Source organism: Pseudomonas sp. P42, from assembly GCF_017973755.1.
In the GTDB taxonomy this organism is placed as follows: domain Bacteria; phylum Pseudomonadota; class Gammaproteobacteria; order Pseudomonadales; family Pseudomonadaceae; genus Aquipseudomonas; species Aquipseudomonas iridis.
Map to the genome: position 1 here is coordinate 968,672 of NZ_JACOPU010000001.1, position 15,017 is coordinate 983,688.

Genomic DNA, 15,017 nt, shown 5'->3' on the forward strand with positions numbered 1-15,017 from the left:
CGCATGGAGATTTTTATGTCAGTTTCCGCTCCGAACGCTGTCCTCTCGGTCAGCGGTATCGGTAAGACCTATGCGCAACCGGTGCTCACGGGCATCGATTTGACGCTGATGCGCGGTGAAGTACTGGCGCTGACCGGCGAGAATGGCGCCGGTAAAAGCACCCTGTCGAAGATCATTGGTGGTCTGGTTACCCCGACCACTGGCCAGATGCAGTTCCAGGGCAAGGACTATCGCCCGGGCAGCCGTACCCAGGCTGAAGATTTTGGCGTGCGCATGGTCATGCAAGAACTCAATCTTTTGCCGACATTGTCGGTGGCGGAGAACCTGTTTCTCGACAACCTGCCGAGCAACGGCGGCTGGATCAGCCGCAAGCAATTGCGTAAGGCAGCCATCGAAGCCATGGCGCAGGTTGGGCTTGATGCGATCGATCCGGACACCCTGGTCGGCGAATTGGGCATCGGGCATCAGCAGATGGTCGAAATCGCCCGCAACCTGATCGGCGATTGCCATGTGCTGATTCTCGACGAGCCGACCGCGATGCTCACGGCGCGTGAAGTCGAAATGCTTTTCGAGCAGATCACTCGCCTACAGGCGCGCGGCGTCTCGATCATCTACATATCCCACCGCCTCGAAGAGTTGGCCCGCGTGGCGCAACGCATTGCTGTGCTACGTGATGGCAACCTGGTGTGCGTCGAGCCGATGGCCAATTACAACAGCGAGCAACTGGTCACGCTGATGGTCGGGCGCGAACTGGGCGAGCACATCGACATGGGGCCGCGCAACATCGGCGCCCCGGCGTTGACGGTCACAGGTCTGACTCGTTCCGACAAGGTGCGCGACGTCTCGTTCGAAGTGCGTGCCGGGGAGATCTACGGGATTTCCGGTCTGATCGGAGCAGGGCGCACCGAACTGTTGCGGCTGATTTTTGGTGCCGACGTCGCTGACAGCGGCACGATTGCACTGGGCTCGCCAGCGCGAGTGGTGAGCGTACGTTCGCCGGTCGATGCCGTGCGCAATGGCATTGCGTTGATCACCGAAGATCGCAAAGGCGAAGGTTTGCTGCTGAGCCAATCGATCAGCGCCAACATTGCCTTGGGCAACATGCCGGAAATTTCCAGTGGTGGTTTCGTCAACAACGGCGACGAAATCTCACTGGCGCAACGACAGATCGACGCGATGCGCATCCGCAGCTCGAGCCCGACACAGTTGGTTTCGGAACTGTCCGGTGGTAACCAGCAAAAGGTCGTGATCGGTCGCTGGTTGGAGCGTGATTGTTCGGTACTGCTGTTCGATGAACCGACTCGTGGCATCGACGTCGGTGCCAAGTTCGACATCTATGCCTTGCTCGGTGAGCTGACGCGCCAGGGCAAAGCGCTGGTGGTGGTATCCAGTGACCTGCGTGAATTAATGCTGATCTGCGACCGGATCGGTGTGTTGTCGGCGGGGCGTCTGATCGACACCTTTGAGCGCGACAGCTGGACCCAGGATGATTTGCTTGCTGCCGCGTTCGCCGGCTACCAAAAACGTGATGCGTTGCTCAACGAAGCGGCGCCTAGGGATCTCCCATGAAAACTGCATCTCCTGCCAGCAAGCGTAGTGGCAACTTTTACGGACTGGGCACCTATCTGGGGCTGGCCGGTGCACTGCTGGCGATGATTGCGCTGTTCTCGGTCTTGAGCAGCCACTTTCTGTCCTATAACACTTTCAGTACGCTGGCCAACCAGATTCCCGACCTGATGGTGCTGGCCGTCGGCATGACCTTCGTGTTGATCATTGGCGGTATCGATCTGTCGGTGGGCTCGGTGCTGGCGCTCGCGGCATCAACGGTCAGCGTGGCCATGCTCGGTTGGGGTTGGAGCGTGTTGCCGGCGGCGTTGCTCGGTATGGCGGTCGCGGCATTGGCGGGCACCGTCACGGGTTCGATTACCGTGGCCTGGCGCATTCCTTCGTTCATCGTTTCTCTCGGTGTACTGGAAATGGCCCGTGGTCTGGCTTACCAGATGACCGGTTCGCGCACGGCTTATATTGGGGATTCGTTCGCCTGGTTGTCGAACCCGATCGCTTTCGGTATTTCTCCGTCGTTTATCATTGCCTTGCTGGTGATTTTTATTGCGCAGGCGGTTTTGACGCGCACGGTGTTCGGTCGTTACCTGATCGGTATCGGTACCAACGAGGAAGCGGTGCGGCTGGCGGGGATCAATCCAAAACCTTACAAAATTCTGGTGTTCAGCCTGATGGGCCTGCTGGCCGGTGTCGCCGCGCTGTTTCAGATTTCTCGACTGGAAGCAGCGGACCCTAATGCTGGCTCCGGTCTGGAGCTGCAAGTGATTGCCGCGGTGGTGATCGGCGGCACCAGCCTGATGGGTGGGCGCGGTTCGGTCATCAGCACTTTCTTTGGCGTCCTGATCATTTCCGTACTGGCGGCCGGTCTGGCGCAGATCGGTGCCAGCGAGCCGACCAAGCGCATCATCACCGGTGCGGTGATTGTGATCGCGGTCGTGCTCGATACCTATCGCAGCCAACGCGCCAGTCGGCGGGCTTGAAACATGGCGACAATCAAGGATGTGGCGGCGCTCGCGGGGATTTCCTACACGACCGTGTCTCACGTGGTGAACAACACACGACCGGTCAGTAAGGAGGTCCGGTTGAAAGTCGAGGCGGCCATCAAGAGTCTCGATTACGTGCCGAGTGCGGTGGCGCGCTCGCTGAAGGCCAAAACCACTGCAACCATTGGCTTGCTGGTGCCCAACAGTCTCAACCCGTACTTCGCCGAGTTGGCGCGGGGCATCGAGGATTACTGCGAGCGTAATGGCTACTGCGTGATCCTCTGCAACTCAGATGACAACCCGCAAAAGCAGCGCAGCTACTTGCGTGTCCTGTTGGAAAAGCGTGTCGACGGCTTGATCGTCGCGTCGGCCGGCGGTGACAGTGGTCTGGCGCAGGGGCTGGCCGGGGTAAAGACGCCAATGGTGATTGTCGACCGTGGACTGGATGGCGTGGATGCCGATCTGGTGCGCATCGACCATGAGTACGGCGCTTACCTCGCCACCCGTCATCTGTTGGAGCTTGGCCACCGCGATATCGCAACCATTGGCGGCCCTGCGAGCACCAGCGTGGCGCAAATGCGTCAGGCCGGTTTTTGCCGTGCGCTGAAAGAGGCGGGCATTGAAGTGTCGCCAGCGCGCATGCTTGAGAGCGATTTCACCAGCACCGGCGGTTATAACGCAGCGACGACGCTGCTTGCGAGCGACCCGCCGAGCGCGATTTTTGCCGGGAACGACATGATTGGCATCGGGGTGCTGCGAGCGGCGGCTGAACGCAAGGTGCGAGTGCCGAGCGAGCTGTCGGTGATCGGCTTTGACGATATCCAGATGAGCCGTTACGTGTACCCGGCCCTGACCACCGTCGGCCAGTCGATCCTGCAGTTGGGCGAGATGGCGGCTGAAGTACTGCTGCGAAGGATTGCTACCCCAGGCCTGGTCACTGATCAACGGATCGTGACCCCGAGTATTGTCTTGCGCGAATCGACTGCGCCGCTGTCCGGCGTGTTCACCGAGTACCGCTGAAACCGAATTGACGAGTAGTGATGTATGCCAGCAAATGTAGTGGTAATAGGCAGCCTGAACATGGATCTGGTCACCCGTGCGCCACGGCTGCCCCGTGGCGGTGAAACGCTGATCGGACATTCCTTTGCCACCGTCTCTGGTGGCAAGGGCGCCAACCAGGCGGTGGCTGCCGCGCGCCTTGGTGCGCAAGTGGCGATGGTTGGCTGTGTAGGCAGCGATGACTATGGCGTGCAGTTGCGCGAAGCGTTGCTGGCCGAGCAGATTGACTGTCAGGCGGTCAGCGTTGTCGAGGACTCCAGTGGCGTGGCGCTGATCGTGGTCGATGACAACAGTCAGAACGCGATCGTGATTGTCGCCGGTGCCAACGGCGCCATGACGCCGGCGGTGATCGACCGCTTCGATGCCGTGTTGCAGGCCGCCGACGTTATCATCTGCCAGCTTGAGATTCCGGATGCAACCGTGGGCCATGCGCTCAAGCGTGCGCGTGCGCTGGGCAAGACCGTTATCCTCAATCCTGCTCCTGCCAGCCGTCCATTGCCGGCAGACTGGTTCGCAGCCATCGACTACCTGATTCCCAACGAAAGTGAAGCCGCTGCCTTGAGCGGGCTGCCGGTTGATTCGCTGGAAACTGCAGAAAGCGCGGCAAGTCACCTGATCGCGATGGGCGCAGGAAAGGTCATTATCACCCTTGGTGCTGAGGGCTCGTTGTTCGCCAACGGCAAAGGTTTCGAGCATTTCCCGGCGCCGAAAGTGAAGGCGGTCGATACCACGGCAGCGGGGGACACTTTCGTCGGTGGTTTTGCCGCTGCCCTGGCCGCTGGCAAGTCCGAGGCCGAAGCGATCCGCTATGGGCAGATTGCCGCCGCTCTTTCGGTTACTCGCGCTGGCGCGCAGCCTTCCATTCCAACCATGTCCGACGTACAGGCCTTTAAACCCGCATGAAAAAGACTCCTTTGCTGAATGTCGCGCTGTCGCGACTGATCGCATCTCTGGGCCATGGCGACATGGTGGTGATTGGTGATGCCGGCTTGCCGGTGCCGCCGGGTGTCGAGCTGATCGACCTGGCGCTGACCCATGGTGTTCCGGACTTTGTCAGCACCCTGAAAGTCGTGTTAAGCGAGATGCAGGTAGAAAGCCATGCGTTGGCCAAGGAAATCTTCGACAAGCAACCGACTGCGTTGACTGCGCTCGACGAGTTGAATGAAGAAGGTGCACTGGGTCGTCGCGATCTGCTCAGTCATGAGCAATTCAAGGTTCTTAGCCGACAGGCACGGGCGGTTGTTCGTACAGGCGAATGTCAGCCGTACTGCAACATCGTTCTGGTGGCTGGTGTAACGTTCTAACTTTCGATTTCACATGCACAAGGAATGCGCCATGCAACGCTATGCTCAAAAACTGCACCAACTGCTCCGGAGTCTGCTGCTTTTGTCCCTGATATCTGCAACCGGCGCTCACGCGGCGGAAAAAATCGACCTGATTATCGACACCGATCCGGGTGCCGACGACGTGGTCGCCTTGCTGTTCGCGCTGGCCTCGCCAGACGAGCTGAATATCCGTGCGCTGACCACCGTGGCCGGCAACGTGCGCCTCGACAAGACTTCGCGTAACGCACGCCTGGCTCGCGAATGGGCGGGGCGCGAGGATGTACCCGTCTACGCTGGCGCGCCGAAGCCGCTGATGCGCACGCCGATCTACGCCGAGAACATCCATGGCAAGGAAGGCCTGTCGGGTGTCACTGTGCACGAACCGAAAAAAGGTCTGGCTGAAGGCAGTGCGGTCAATTACCTGATCGATACCCTCAAACAAGCCAAGCCACACAGCATCACCATCGCCATGCTTGGCCCGCAGACCAATCTTGCGCTGGCGTTGATTCAGGAGCCCGAGATTGTGCAGGGCATCAAGGAAGTGGTGATCATGGGTGGCGCGCACTTCAACGGCGGCAACATCACCCCGGTGGCAGAATTCAACCTGTTTGCCGATCCGCAAGCTGCTGAAGTGGTACTCAAGAGCGGCGTGAAGCTGACCTATCTGCCACTGGACGTCACCCACAAGATTCTTACCAGCGATGCGCGCTTGAAGCAGATTGCTGCGCTCAACAACAACGCGAGCAAAATTGTCGGCGACATCCTCAACGAGTACATCAAAGGGGATATGGAGCATTACGGCATTCCGGGTGGCCCGGTGCATGACGCTACTGTCGTGGCTTATCTGCTCAAGCCAGAACTGTTCACTGGTCGCTCGGTAAACGTCGTGGTTGATAGTCGTGAGGGGCCGACTTTCGGTCAGACCGTCGTCGATTGGTATGACGGTCTCAAGGCTCCGAAGAATGCATTCTGGGTGGAAAATGGCGACGCTCAAGGTTTCTTCGATCTGCTGACCGAACGCCTGAAACGCCTGAAGTAATACCCCGCCCGCAGGTGCCAGCCTGCGGGTTTATCCCCCCAGCGCGTGCTCGGTCTGTTCGATCGGGTACCGTTCGAAAATCTGCTTGATGAATTGCTGGGCCGCTTCAGTGCCCAGCTCTTTGACCAATAGATCGATACCAATAAGCGCCAACTCTTCAGTGGACCCCGGGCTGTAGGAGCTGTGTCCGTCTGCCCATTTGGCTTTGATGTCGGCGTCGATGCTTACACTGGTCATGATGAGGCTCGAAAAGTCGGGAAGTCTGTGCGCCGAGTTAACCATTTTGTCGGGCATTTGGCACTGCGACTTAGGCATGAGCGGAGTGCTATGCGACACTTGGTCTTTTCCGGCGAATCCAAGGACAGTGCTGTGCAGATCGATTTGAATACCCCTGACGGCCTTACGCTTGATGCTGTGCGTCGATTGCTGGCATCGGCCAGCGATGATGAACACACGCAGTTGCGAGTGACCAAGGGCGGTATGGCTTACATCTCTTCTGGTGTGACGGGCGGGCAGGACATCGATGGCTTGTTGTTTCGCCTGGAAACCTGGGCCAAGGGGTCGGGTTACGTTGGCAATGTCGCGGCCAGTGACGAAGTGTGGGTAATGCAGATTTTCAACGCGCTCAAGGACAACTGGCCGAATCCGCCATATGACTACATCGACGTTTACTGAGCTCGTTAATATTCAGTCACGATTGATTGATGAGTGGCCCGCGCCGCTCAGGCACACTCGGCGTTTTTCCGATTGTGTGGCCGGGTGATGGCATTTGTCATGAAACCAAACGCCGGATCGGCGGTCGCACGATCTCAGCTAACTATTTGAAAACAAGGAGGCTTCATGCCTTTGAAGTTCGCATCACTGGGTGCACTAATGGCCGTTGCCATGTTGGCCGGTTGCAGCACAACCTCCAGCGAGTCGGCAAAGGATCCTGTGGCGACCGAAGCCGGTCATAGCCGCTGTGAAGCAACGGCAGCGGAATTCGCCATTGGCAAGAAAGCTTCGCCCGCCCTGTTGGAGCAGGCCCGTGCCAAGGCCGGTGCGCAAAACGCCCGCTTCCTCAAGCCAGACGACATGATCACTCTGGAATACCGCTCTGATCGCTTGAACCTGAATACCGACAGCAGTCTCGTGGTTAATCGCGTCAACTGCGGCTGATAGCCGGCAGCTTTTGTTTCAGGCATAAAAAACCCCGTCACATGGACGGGGTTTTTTTAGTGCGCGTAGAAATTACTCTGCGCGAACCTGTGCAGCTTGCATACCCTTTTGGCCTTTCTCAGCCACGAAGGAAACGGTCTGGCCTTCTTTCAGGCTTTTGAAACCGTCGCTTTCGATAGCTTTGAAGTGTACGAACAGGTCGTCACCGCCACCTTGAGGAGTGATGAAGCCGAAGCCTTTTTCATCGTTGAACCACTTAACGGTGCCGGTTTGGCGATTAGACATGGTGTATCTCCAAGAAACATATATTTTTCAGTACTGTGCTGCTCAGGCCAACTGGGCACACCGGGATATCATAGTCGAAATGTTCGCTTTGTAACCCCCCGGACGTGCTGTTTGCCTACCCGTCGAGTTTTCTTTACTGCCTGTTTCGGCTCAAAGCCCCGGATTTAAAGGCTTTTGGTCGAAAGTAAAGACTATAAAAAAACCTGTAAAACCTGCATAAATCGGTCAGAAAAGCTCAAAAGCAGAGCAATTTCTCAGGTTTCAGACTGCTCAAAATGAATTTTTTGTCACTTTTTCGCCGGGGTGTTGGCCTTACATTTGGCAATCTGGCCCAGTGCTTTCTGTTGCAATTCAGGCGTTGCCTTGTTGTCCATCAAAGCCTGAATGTCGCTAGCGGGATAAGACTTGATGGCATCAGCGCCGCACGCGCAGTGAGCCTTCGCCGCTGCAGCGCCGATTTGAGGCGTTGCGGCCTGGGAGCATTGCGCCATGTATTTATCACGCTCGCCCTTTGGCCAGTCTGCGTGAGCGCTCAGCGGCAGCAGCAGAACAATAGGGGCGACTACCGCGAACAGGGTATTCAGACGCATGTGAGGATGCTCCTTGTGGGTCAATGTCTTGTTATCTGATGGCTGAATGGCCAATCAAGTTCAGCACTCTGGCATAAAACGGACGATTTGCCTCTCGGCAAGGCGAGAGTACATCGGCGACCGTTCATCTGTGCTAGCATGCCCGACTCGGGCGTTTGCAGGCTCCGGATGACCTCTAGTCCCGGCAGCGGCAGCGTACGAAAATCCCGATTTGAATCCCAGTCACTCTGGTTCGGTTTCCGGTTGGCCGCAAGGCTCCTGCCGCTGTAAGGCAGGCGTTCGTCATTGAATGGCCTGGATCGGATCTTGTACTGGCTCATCCCAACCCACGTGACCTTTGGTAGGGGTCACCACTAGGAGAGGAGGCGCCATGCCAACTATTACTCTTCCCGACGGCAGTCAACGTTCATTCGATCACCCGGTTTCCGTAGCCGAGGTCGCCGCATCCATTGGTGCTGGTCTTGCCAAGGCCACTGTGGCCGGCAAGGTCAATGGCCAACTGGTCGACGCCAGTGACATCATCGACAGCGATTCGACGCTGCAAATCATCACGCCAAAGGATGAAGAGGGGCTGGAGATCATTCGCCACTCTTGCGCCCACTTGGTAGGCCATGCGGTCAAGCAGCTGTATCCGACGGCTAAAATGGTCATTGGCCCGGTTATTGACGAAGGCTTCTATTACGACATCGCCTTCGAACGTCCTTTTACTCCGGACGACATGGCTGCCATCGAGCAGCGCATGCAGCAGTTGATCGAAAAAGATTACGACGTCATCAAGAAAGTCACTCCGCGCGCTGAAGTGATCGAAGTGTTCAAGGCTCGGGGCGAAGACTACAAGCTGCGCCTGGTCGAAGACATGCCGAACGAGCAAGTCATGGGTTTGTACTATCACGAAGAGTACGTCGACATGTGTCGCGGCCCTCACGTGCCGAACACACGTTTTCTGAAGTCTTTCAAGCTGACCAAGCTGTCCGGCGCTTACTGGCGCGGCGATGCCAAAAACGAGCAATTGCAGCGCGTTTACGGCACTGCATGGGCTGACAAGAAACAGTTGGCAGCCTACATCCAGCGTATCGAAGAAGCCGAAAAGCGCGATCACCGCAAGATCGGCAAGCGCCTGGGCCTTTTCCACACTCAGGAAGAGTCCCCGGGTATGGTGTTCTGGCACCCGAACGGCTGGACTCTGTACCAGGTGCTTGAGCAGTACATGCGCAAGGTGCAGCGTGACAACGGCTACCTTGAGATCAAGACGCCACAAGTCGTTGACCGCAGCCTGTGGGAGAAATCCGGGCATTGGGCCAACTACGCCGACAACATGTTCACCACTCAGTCGGAAAACCGTGACTACGCCATCAAGCCGATGAACTGCCCGTGCCACGTGCAGGTGTTCAATCAAGGCCTGAAAAGCTACCGCGAACTGCCGATGCGTCTGGCCGAATTCGGTGCTTGCCACCGTAACGAGCCATCGGGTGCGCTGCACGGCATCATGCGTGTGCGTGCGTTTACTCAGGACGATGCCCACATCTTCTGCACCGAAGAGCAGATGCAGGCCGAGTCTGCTGCGTTTATCAAGCTGACCATGGACGTTTATCGCGACTTCGGCTTCACCGATGTCGAAATGAAGCTGTCCACTCGTCCGGAAAAACGCGTTGGCTCCGACGAATTGTGGGATCGCGCAGAAGTCGCATTGGCCGCAGCCCTTGACAGTGCGGGTCTTGCGTACGATCTGCAGCCGGGTGAGGGCGCGTTCTACGGTCCAAAGATCGAGTTCTCGCTCAAAGATTGCCTTGGCCGTGTCTGGCAGTGTGGTACCCTGCAGCTCGATTTTAACCTGCCTATCCGTCTGGGAGCCGAATACGTCTCCGAAGACAACAGTCGCAAGCACCCGGTAATGTTGCACCGGGCGATCCTTGGATCCTTCGAACGATTCGTCGGAATCCTGATCGAGCACTACGAGGGTGCATTCCCTGCGTGGCTGGCTCCGACCCAGGCAGTGATCATGAACATCACTGACAAACAGGCCGATTTTGCCGCCGAGGTTGAAAAAACTCTCAACGAAAGCGGTTTTCGTGCCAAGTCTGACTTGAGAAATGAAAAGATCGGCTTTAAAATCCGTGAGCATACTTTGCTCAAGGTTCCCTATCTCTTGGTTATTGGGGATCGGGAAGTCGAGATGCAGACTGTCGCTGTGCGTACTCGTGAAGGTGCTGACCTGGGCTCGATGCCCGTCGCCCAGTTCGCTGAGTTTCTCGCGCAAGCGGTTTCCCGGCGTGGTCGCCCAGATTCGGAGTAATTACTATTAAGCGTGAAATGAGACAAGATAAACGAGCTGCACCGAAAGCCCCGATCAACGAGAATATCTCGGCACGCGAGGTTCGGTTAATTGGGGCTGAAGGTGAACAGCTTGGGATTGTGTCAATTGAAGACGCGCTTCTTAAGGCTGAAGAGGCCAAACTGGATTTGGTGGAAATTTCCGCCGATGCAGTACCCCCTGTTTGCAAACTGATGGACTACGGCAAATCGATCTTCGAGAAGAAGAAGCAGGTTGCCGCAGCCAAGAAAAACCAGAAGCAGATTCAGGTTAAAGAAATCAAGTTTCGTCCAGGGACGGAGGAAGGGGATTACCAGGTAAAACTGCGCAACCTGGTACGTTTCCTGAGTGATGGGGACAGGGCCAAGGTATCCTTGCGATTCCGCGGCCGTGAGATGGCCCACCAGGAGCTGGGGATGGAACTCCTCAAGCGAGTTGAAGGTGACTTGCTCGAGTACGGTTCGGTCGAACAGCATCCTAAGATGGAAGGACGCCAACTGATCATGGTCATCGCCCCGAAAAAGAAGAAGTAATCAATAGGGCACGGCAGGCCTTCTGATTATGTTTATCAACTGAATGCGGAGTACCGAACATGCCAAAGATGAAAACTAAAAGTGGTGCTGCTAAGCGGTTTCTGAAAACTGCTAACGGTATCAAGCACAAGCACGCTTTCAAGAGCCACATCCTGACTAAAATGTCGACCAAGCGTAAGCGTCAACTGCGCGGTAGCAGCTTGCTGCATCCGTCGGACGTCGCAAAAGTCGAGCGCATGCTGCGCCTTCGTTAATTTTAGTCAAGAATAGAGGAAGTAACTCATGGCTCGTGTAAAGCGTGGCGTCATGGCGCGTAAGCGCCACAAGAAAATTCTGAAACTTGCTAAAGGCTACTACGGTGCACGTTCGCGCGTATTCCGTGTTGCCAAGCAAGCGGTTATCAAGGCTGGCCAATACGCCTACCGTGACCGTCGTCAGAAAAAACGTCAGTTCCGCGCTCTGTGGATCGCTCGTATCAATGCTGGTGCTCGTGTTAACGGTCTGTCCTACAGCCGTTTCATCGCTGGCCTGAAAAAAGCGTCCATCGAGATCGACCGTAAGGTTCTGGCTGATCTGGCAGTGAACGAAAAAGCGGTGTTTGCTGCGATTGTCGAGAAAGCTAAAGCCACCTTGGCTTAAGTACCCCCGACAATCACCCGGCCTCACTTTCGTGGGGCAGGTGGTAAACGTCTTAAATAGGGGAAGAGCCTTCAAGCTCTTCCCCTATTTTGTATCTGGAGTCTGTACATGGAAAACCTGGATGCGCTGGTCTCTCAAGCACTAGAGGCTGTGCAAAGCGCTGAAGATATCAATGCCCTGGAGCAAATCCGGGTTCAATACCTTGGCAAAAAGGGTGAATTGACTCAGGTGATGAAGACCCTGGGGAATTTGCCGGCAGAAGAGCGTCCGCAAGTCGGCGCCCTGATCAACGTTGCCAAGGAACGTGTTACAGGCGTTCTCAATGCGCGCATGGCCCTGTTTGAAGAAGCCGAACTGGCTGCCAAGCTGTCTGCCGAGTCCATTGACGTGACGCTGCCGGGCCGAGGCCAGACCTCTGGTGGTCTGCATCCCGTTACCCGGACTCTGGAACGTGTTGAACAGTTCTTCACTCGCATCGGCTACGGCATTGCCGAAGGCCCTGAGGTCGAAGACGATTACCACAACTTTGAAGCGCTCAACATCCCAGGCCATCACCCGGCCCGGTCGATGCATGACACCTTCTATTTCAACGCCAACATGTTGCTGCGCACTCATACCTCGCCGGTACAGGTCCGCACCATGGAATCGAAGCAGCCGCCGATCCGCATTGTCTGCCCAGGCCGTGTGTACCGCAGCGACTCCGATATCACCCACTCGCCGATGTTCCACCAGGTCGAAGGCCTGCTGGTCGATCGCGACATCAATTTTGCCGATCTCAAAGGCACCATCGAAGAATTCCTGAGGGTGTTTTTCGAGAAAGAGCTGGCCGTACGTTTCCGTCCTTCGTACTTCCCGTTCACCGAGCCATCCGCTGAAGTCGACATGGAATGCGTGATGTGCAGCGGTAAAGGCTGCCGTGTCTGCAAGCAGACTGGCTGGCTGGAAGTGATGGGCTGCGGCATGGTTCATCCGAACGTGTTGCGTATGTCCGGCATCGACCCGGAAGAGTTCTCCGGCTTTGCCTTCGGCATGGGCGTCGAGCGTCTGGCCATGCTCCGTTACGGCGTGAACGACTTGCGTCTGTTCTTCGACAACGACTTGCGGTTCCTCGCGCAATTTCGCTAGTCGTAACGAATTCTTAGGAGAGCAGGATGAAATTCAGTGAACAATGGCTGCGTGGCTGGGTTAGCCCGCAGGTAGATCGTGACGAGCTGGTTGCTCGTCTGTCGATGGCCGGTCTTGAGGTCGATAGCGTTACGCCGGCCGCCGGCGTATTCAGTGGTGTGGTCGTGGGCGAGGTGTTGAGCACCGAGCAACACCCTGATGCCGACAAATTGCGCGTTTGCCAGGTCAGCAATGGCGCGGAAACCTTTCAGGTTGTTTGCGGTGCGCCAAACGTGCGCCCGGGCCTGAAGATTCCGTTCGCCATGATTGGTGCCGAGCTGCCGGGCGACTTCAAGATCAAGAAGGCCAAGCTGCGTGGCGTCGAGTCCAACGGCATGCTGTGCTCGCAAGCCGAATTGCAAGTCGGTGAAGGCAACGACGGCCTGATGGAGCTGCCGGCTGATGCCCCGGTGGGTGAAGATTTCCGTGTGTATCTGGATCTGGAAGACGCCAGCATCGAGGTCGATCTGACCCCTAACCGTGGCGACTGCCTGTCCCTGGCTGGTCTGGCCCGTGAAGTTGGTGCGCTGTATGCCGCTCCAGTCACCCGTCCAGCGGTGCTTGCCGTGCCAGCCGTGCACGACGAAGTGCGTTCGGTAGAAGTGCTGGCGCCGGCCGCATGCCCGCGTTATCTGGGGCGTGTGATCCGTAACGTCGACCTGTCCAAGCCAACGCCGCTGTGGATGGTTGAACGTCTGCGTCGCGCTGACGTGCGCAGCATCGATGCCGCCGTCGACATCACCAACTACGTGATGCTTGAGCTGGGTCAGCCGCTGCACGCATTCGATCTCGCCGAAATCAATGGCGGCATCCGCGTGCGCATGGCCGAAGAGGGCGAGAAGCTGGTGCTGCTCGATGGTCAGGAAGTCAGCCTGCGTAGCGATACGCTGGTGATCGCCGACCACACGCGTGCTCTGGCAATTGCCGGTGTGATGGGTGGCGAACACAGCGGTGTCTCTTCGACCACCCGCGATGTATTCCTTGAATCCGCGTTCTTTGATCAGATCGCCGTCGCTGGCAAGGCTCGTTCATACGGCCTGCACACCGACGCGTCGCATCGCTACGAGCGTGGCGTCGACTGGCAGCTGGCCCGTGAAGCCATGGAGCGTGCCACTGGCCTGCTGCTGGAAATCACTGGCGGTGAAGCCGGCCCGATCATCGAAACCGTCAGCGAGCAGCACCTGCCGTCGATCGCGCCGATCACCTTGCGTGCGCAGCGCATCACCCAGATGCTCGGCATGGAAATGGATTCGGCACAGGTCGAGCGTCTGCTCAGCGCCTTGGGGCTGAACATTACTGTTGATGGAGCAGGGCAGTGGCGCGTAGAAGTGCCAAGCCATCGCTTCGACATCAGCCTGGAAGTTGATCTGATCGAAGAGCTGGCCCGTCTGTACGGTTACAACCGTTTGCCGGTTCGTTACCCGCAAGCGCGTCTGGCGCCACAAGCCAAGGCTGAAGCGCGTAGCGATCTGCCGGAACTGCGCCGCTTGCTGGTCGCACGTGGTTATCAGGAAGCAATCACTTACAGCTTCATCGATCCAAGGCAGTTCGAACTGTTCAACCCGGGCGTCGAGCCGCTGTTGCTGGCCAACCCGATCTCCAACGACATGGCTGCCATGCGTTCTTCGTTGTGGCCAGGTCTGGTCAAGGCTCTGCAGCACAACCTGAACCGCCAGCAAGATCGCGTGCGACTGTTCGAAAGCGGGCTGCGTTTCGTCGGTCAGCTCGAAGGTCTGAAGCAAGAGCCGATGCTGTCCGGTGTTGTCTGCGGTAGCCGTCTGCCGGAAGGCTGGGCGCAAGGTCGCGACACCATAGATTTCTTCGACGTCAAGGCTGACGTGGAAGCAGTGCTGGGCTTCGCCGGTGCACTGGATTCGTTCACTTTCGCTCCGGGCAAACACCCAGCGCTGCACCCGGGTCAAACCGCGCGCATTGAACGGGAAGGGCGTGAAGTCGGTTTCATCGGCGCCATCCACCCGGAATTGTCGAAAGCGTTGGGTCTGGACCGTCCGGTCTTTGTTTTCGAACTGGTTCTGGCTGAAGTGGCACTCGGTAAAATGCCGAAATTCCACGAGTTGTCGCGCTTTCCTGAAGTGCGTCGTGACCTTGCACTGATCGCGCACAAAGACGTTGCAGCCTCGGCTGTACTGGACGTAATCCGTGAAAATGCAGGCGAATGGCTCACAGATCTCAGGCTGTTTGACGTATATCAGGGTAAAGGTATTGATCCTGATAGAAAAAGCCTTGCAGTTGGCTTGACCTGGCAGCATCCATCGCGCACTCTTAATGACGATGAGGTGAATTCGACGACGCAAAATATCCTCACCTCGCTCGAACAAAGGTTGAACGCCACGTTAAGGAAGTGACG

At 57.2% G+C, this 15,017-nt stretch carries 17 protein-coding genes; 14 read left to right on the forward strand and 3 right to left on the reverse strand.

Features of this window, described 5'->3' with window-relative positions; translation table 11 throughout:
- The first annotated feature begins 15 nt into the window (after window positions 1-15).
- From H8B20_RS04350 to H8B20_RS04375, 6 genes are read left to right on the forward strand one after another with little or no spacing between them, the layout of a single operon-like run.
- Complete coding sequence (locus H8B20_RS04350) at window positions 16-1,569, forward strand: sugar ABC transporter ATP-binding protein (RefSeq protein ID WP_210622443.1); 1,554 nt, start codon at window positions 16-18, stop codon at window positions 1,567-1,569.
- Window positions 1,566-2,543 (forward strand): ABC transporter permease, encoded by a 978-nt coding sequence (locus H8B20_RS04355; protein ID WP_042558684.1) that lies wholly within the window; start codon window positions 1,566-1,568, stop codon window positions 2,541-2,543. Before H8B20_RS04350 ends, H8B20_RS04355 begins: the two co-directional genes overlap by 4 nt.
- A 3-nt stretch (window positions 2,544-2,546) precedes the next feature.
- Window positions 2,547-3,566 carry a LacI family DNA-binding transcriptional regulator gene (locus H8B20_RS04360; RefSeq protein ID WP_042558685.1) on the forward strand — a complete coding sequence of 340 codons (1,020 nt, stop codon included), beginning with the start codon at window positions 2,547-2,549 and terminating at the stop codon, window positions 3,564-3,566.
- 24 nt (window positions 3,567-3,590) lie between these two features.
- Complete coding sequence (gene rbsK, locus H8B20_RS04365; protein WP_200614693.1) at window positions 3,591-4,508, forward strand: ribokinase; 918 nt, start codon at window positions 3,591-3,593, stop codon at window positions 4,506-4,508.
- Window positions 4,505-4,909: a D-ribose pyranase gene (rbsD, locus tag H8B20_RS04370; protein ID WP_210622444.1), complete on the forward strand. Its 405-nt coding sequence runs from the start codon at window positions 4,505-4,507 to the stop codon at window positions 4,907-4,909. Before rbsK ends, rbsD begins: the two co-directional genes overlap by 4 nt.
- Before the next feature lie 31 nt (window positions 4,910-4,940).
- Window positions 4,941-5,969 carry a nucleoside hydrolase gene (locus H8B20_RS04375; protein WP_150594720.1) on the forward strand — a complete coding sequence of 343 codons (1,029 nt, stop codon included), beginning with the start codon at window positions 4,941-4,943 and terminating at the stop codon, window positions 5,967-5,969.
- Window positions 5,970-5,999: 30 nt separating this feature from the next.
- Here the strand turns inward: H8B20_RS04375 and H8B20_RS04380 are convergent, their stop codons facing one another.
- Window positions 6,000-6,206 (reverse strand): hypothetical protein, encoded by a 207-nt coding sequence (locus H8B20_RS04380; RefSeq protein ID WP_042558689.1) that lies wholly within the window; start codon window positions 6,204-6,206, stop codon window positions 6,000-6,002.
- A 132-nt stretch (window positions 6,207-6,338) separates the two neighbouring features.
- Between H8B20_RS04380 and H8B20_RS04385 the strand changes: the two genes are divergently transcribed.
- Window positions 6,339-6,644, forward strand: coding sequence for a hypothetical protein (locus H8B20_RS04385; RefSeq protein WP_042562020.1), 306 nt, complete (start codon window positions 6,339-6,341; stop codon window positions 6,642-6,644).
- A 165-nt stretch (window positions 6,645-6,809) separates the two neighbouring features.
- A complete protein-coding gene (locus H8B20_RS04390; protein ID WP_210622445.1) occupies window positions 6,810-7,127 on the forward strand; it encodes an I78 family peptidase inhibitor in 318 nt (105 codons plus the stop codon).
- Between the two features lie 72 nt (window positions 7,128-7,199).
- Here the strand turns inward: H8B20_RS04390 and H8B20_RS04395 are convergent, their stop codons facing one another.
- Entirely contained in the window at window positions 7,200-7,412 is a 213-nt protein-coding gene (locus H8B20_RS04395; RefSeq protein ID WP_007905882.1) for a cold-shock protein, read from the reverse strand.
- Window positions 7,413-7,699: 287 nt separating this feature from the next.
- Window positions 7,700-8,002: a hypothetical protein gene (locus H8B20_RS04400; RefSeq protein ID WP_042558691.1), complete on the reverse strand. Its 303-nt coding sequence runs from the start codon at window positions 8,000-8,002 to the stop codon at window positions 7,700-7,702.
- A gap of 370 nt (window positions 8,003-8,372) precedes the next feature.
- On the opposite strand from H8B20_RS04400, the gene thrS reads away from it, so the two are divergent.
- From thrS to pheT, 6 genes are all read left to right on the forward strand, one after another.
- Window positions 8,373-10,295, forward strand: coding sequence for a threonine--tRNA ligase (gene thrS / locus H8B20_RS04405; RefSeq protein ID WP_210622446.1), 1,923 nt, complete (start codon window positions 8,373-8,375; stop codon window positions 10,293-10,295).
- Complete coding sequence (gene infC, locus H8B20_RS04410) at window positions 10,295-10,846, forward strand: translation initiation factor IF-3 (protein ID WP_176469887.1); 552 nt, start codon at window positions 10,295-10,297, stop codon at window positions 10,844-10,846. Before thrS ends, infC begins: the two co-directional genes overlap by 1 nt.
- 59 nt (window positions 10,847-10,905) lie before the next feature.
- Entirely contained in the window at window positions 10,906-11,100 is a 195-nt protein-coding gene (rpmI, locus tag H8B20_RS04415) for a 50S ribosomal protein L35 (protein WP_002553160.1), read from the forward strand.
- 28 nt (window positions 11,101-11,128) lie between these two features.
- A complete protein-coding gene (rplT, locus tag H8B20_RS04420; RefSeq protein WP_042558693.1) occupies window positions 11,129-11,485 on the forward strand; it encodes a 50S ribosomal protein L20 in 357 nt (118 codons plus the stop codon).
- Window positions 11,486-11,593: 108 nt separating this feature from the next.
- The gene (gene pheS / locus H8B20_RS04425; protein WP_003226365.1) at window positions 11,594-12,610 is read left to right on the forward strand and encodes a phenylalanine--tRNA ligase subunit alpha; all 1,017 of its coding nucleotides are present in this window, start codon (window positions 11,594-11,596) and stop codon (window positions 12,608-12,610) included.
- Window positions 12,611-12,636: 26 nt separating this feature from the next.
- Entirely contained in the window at window positions 12,637-15,015 is a 2,379-nt protein-coding gene (gene pheT, locus H8B20_RS04430) for a phenylalanine--tRNA ligase subunit beta (protein WP_210622447.1), read from the forward strand.
- The last annotated feature ends 2 nt before the right edge of the window (window positions 15,016-15,017 follow it).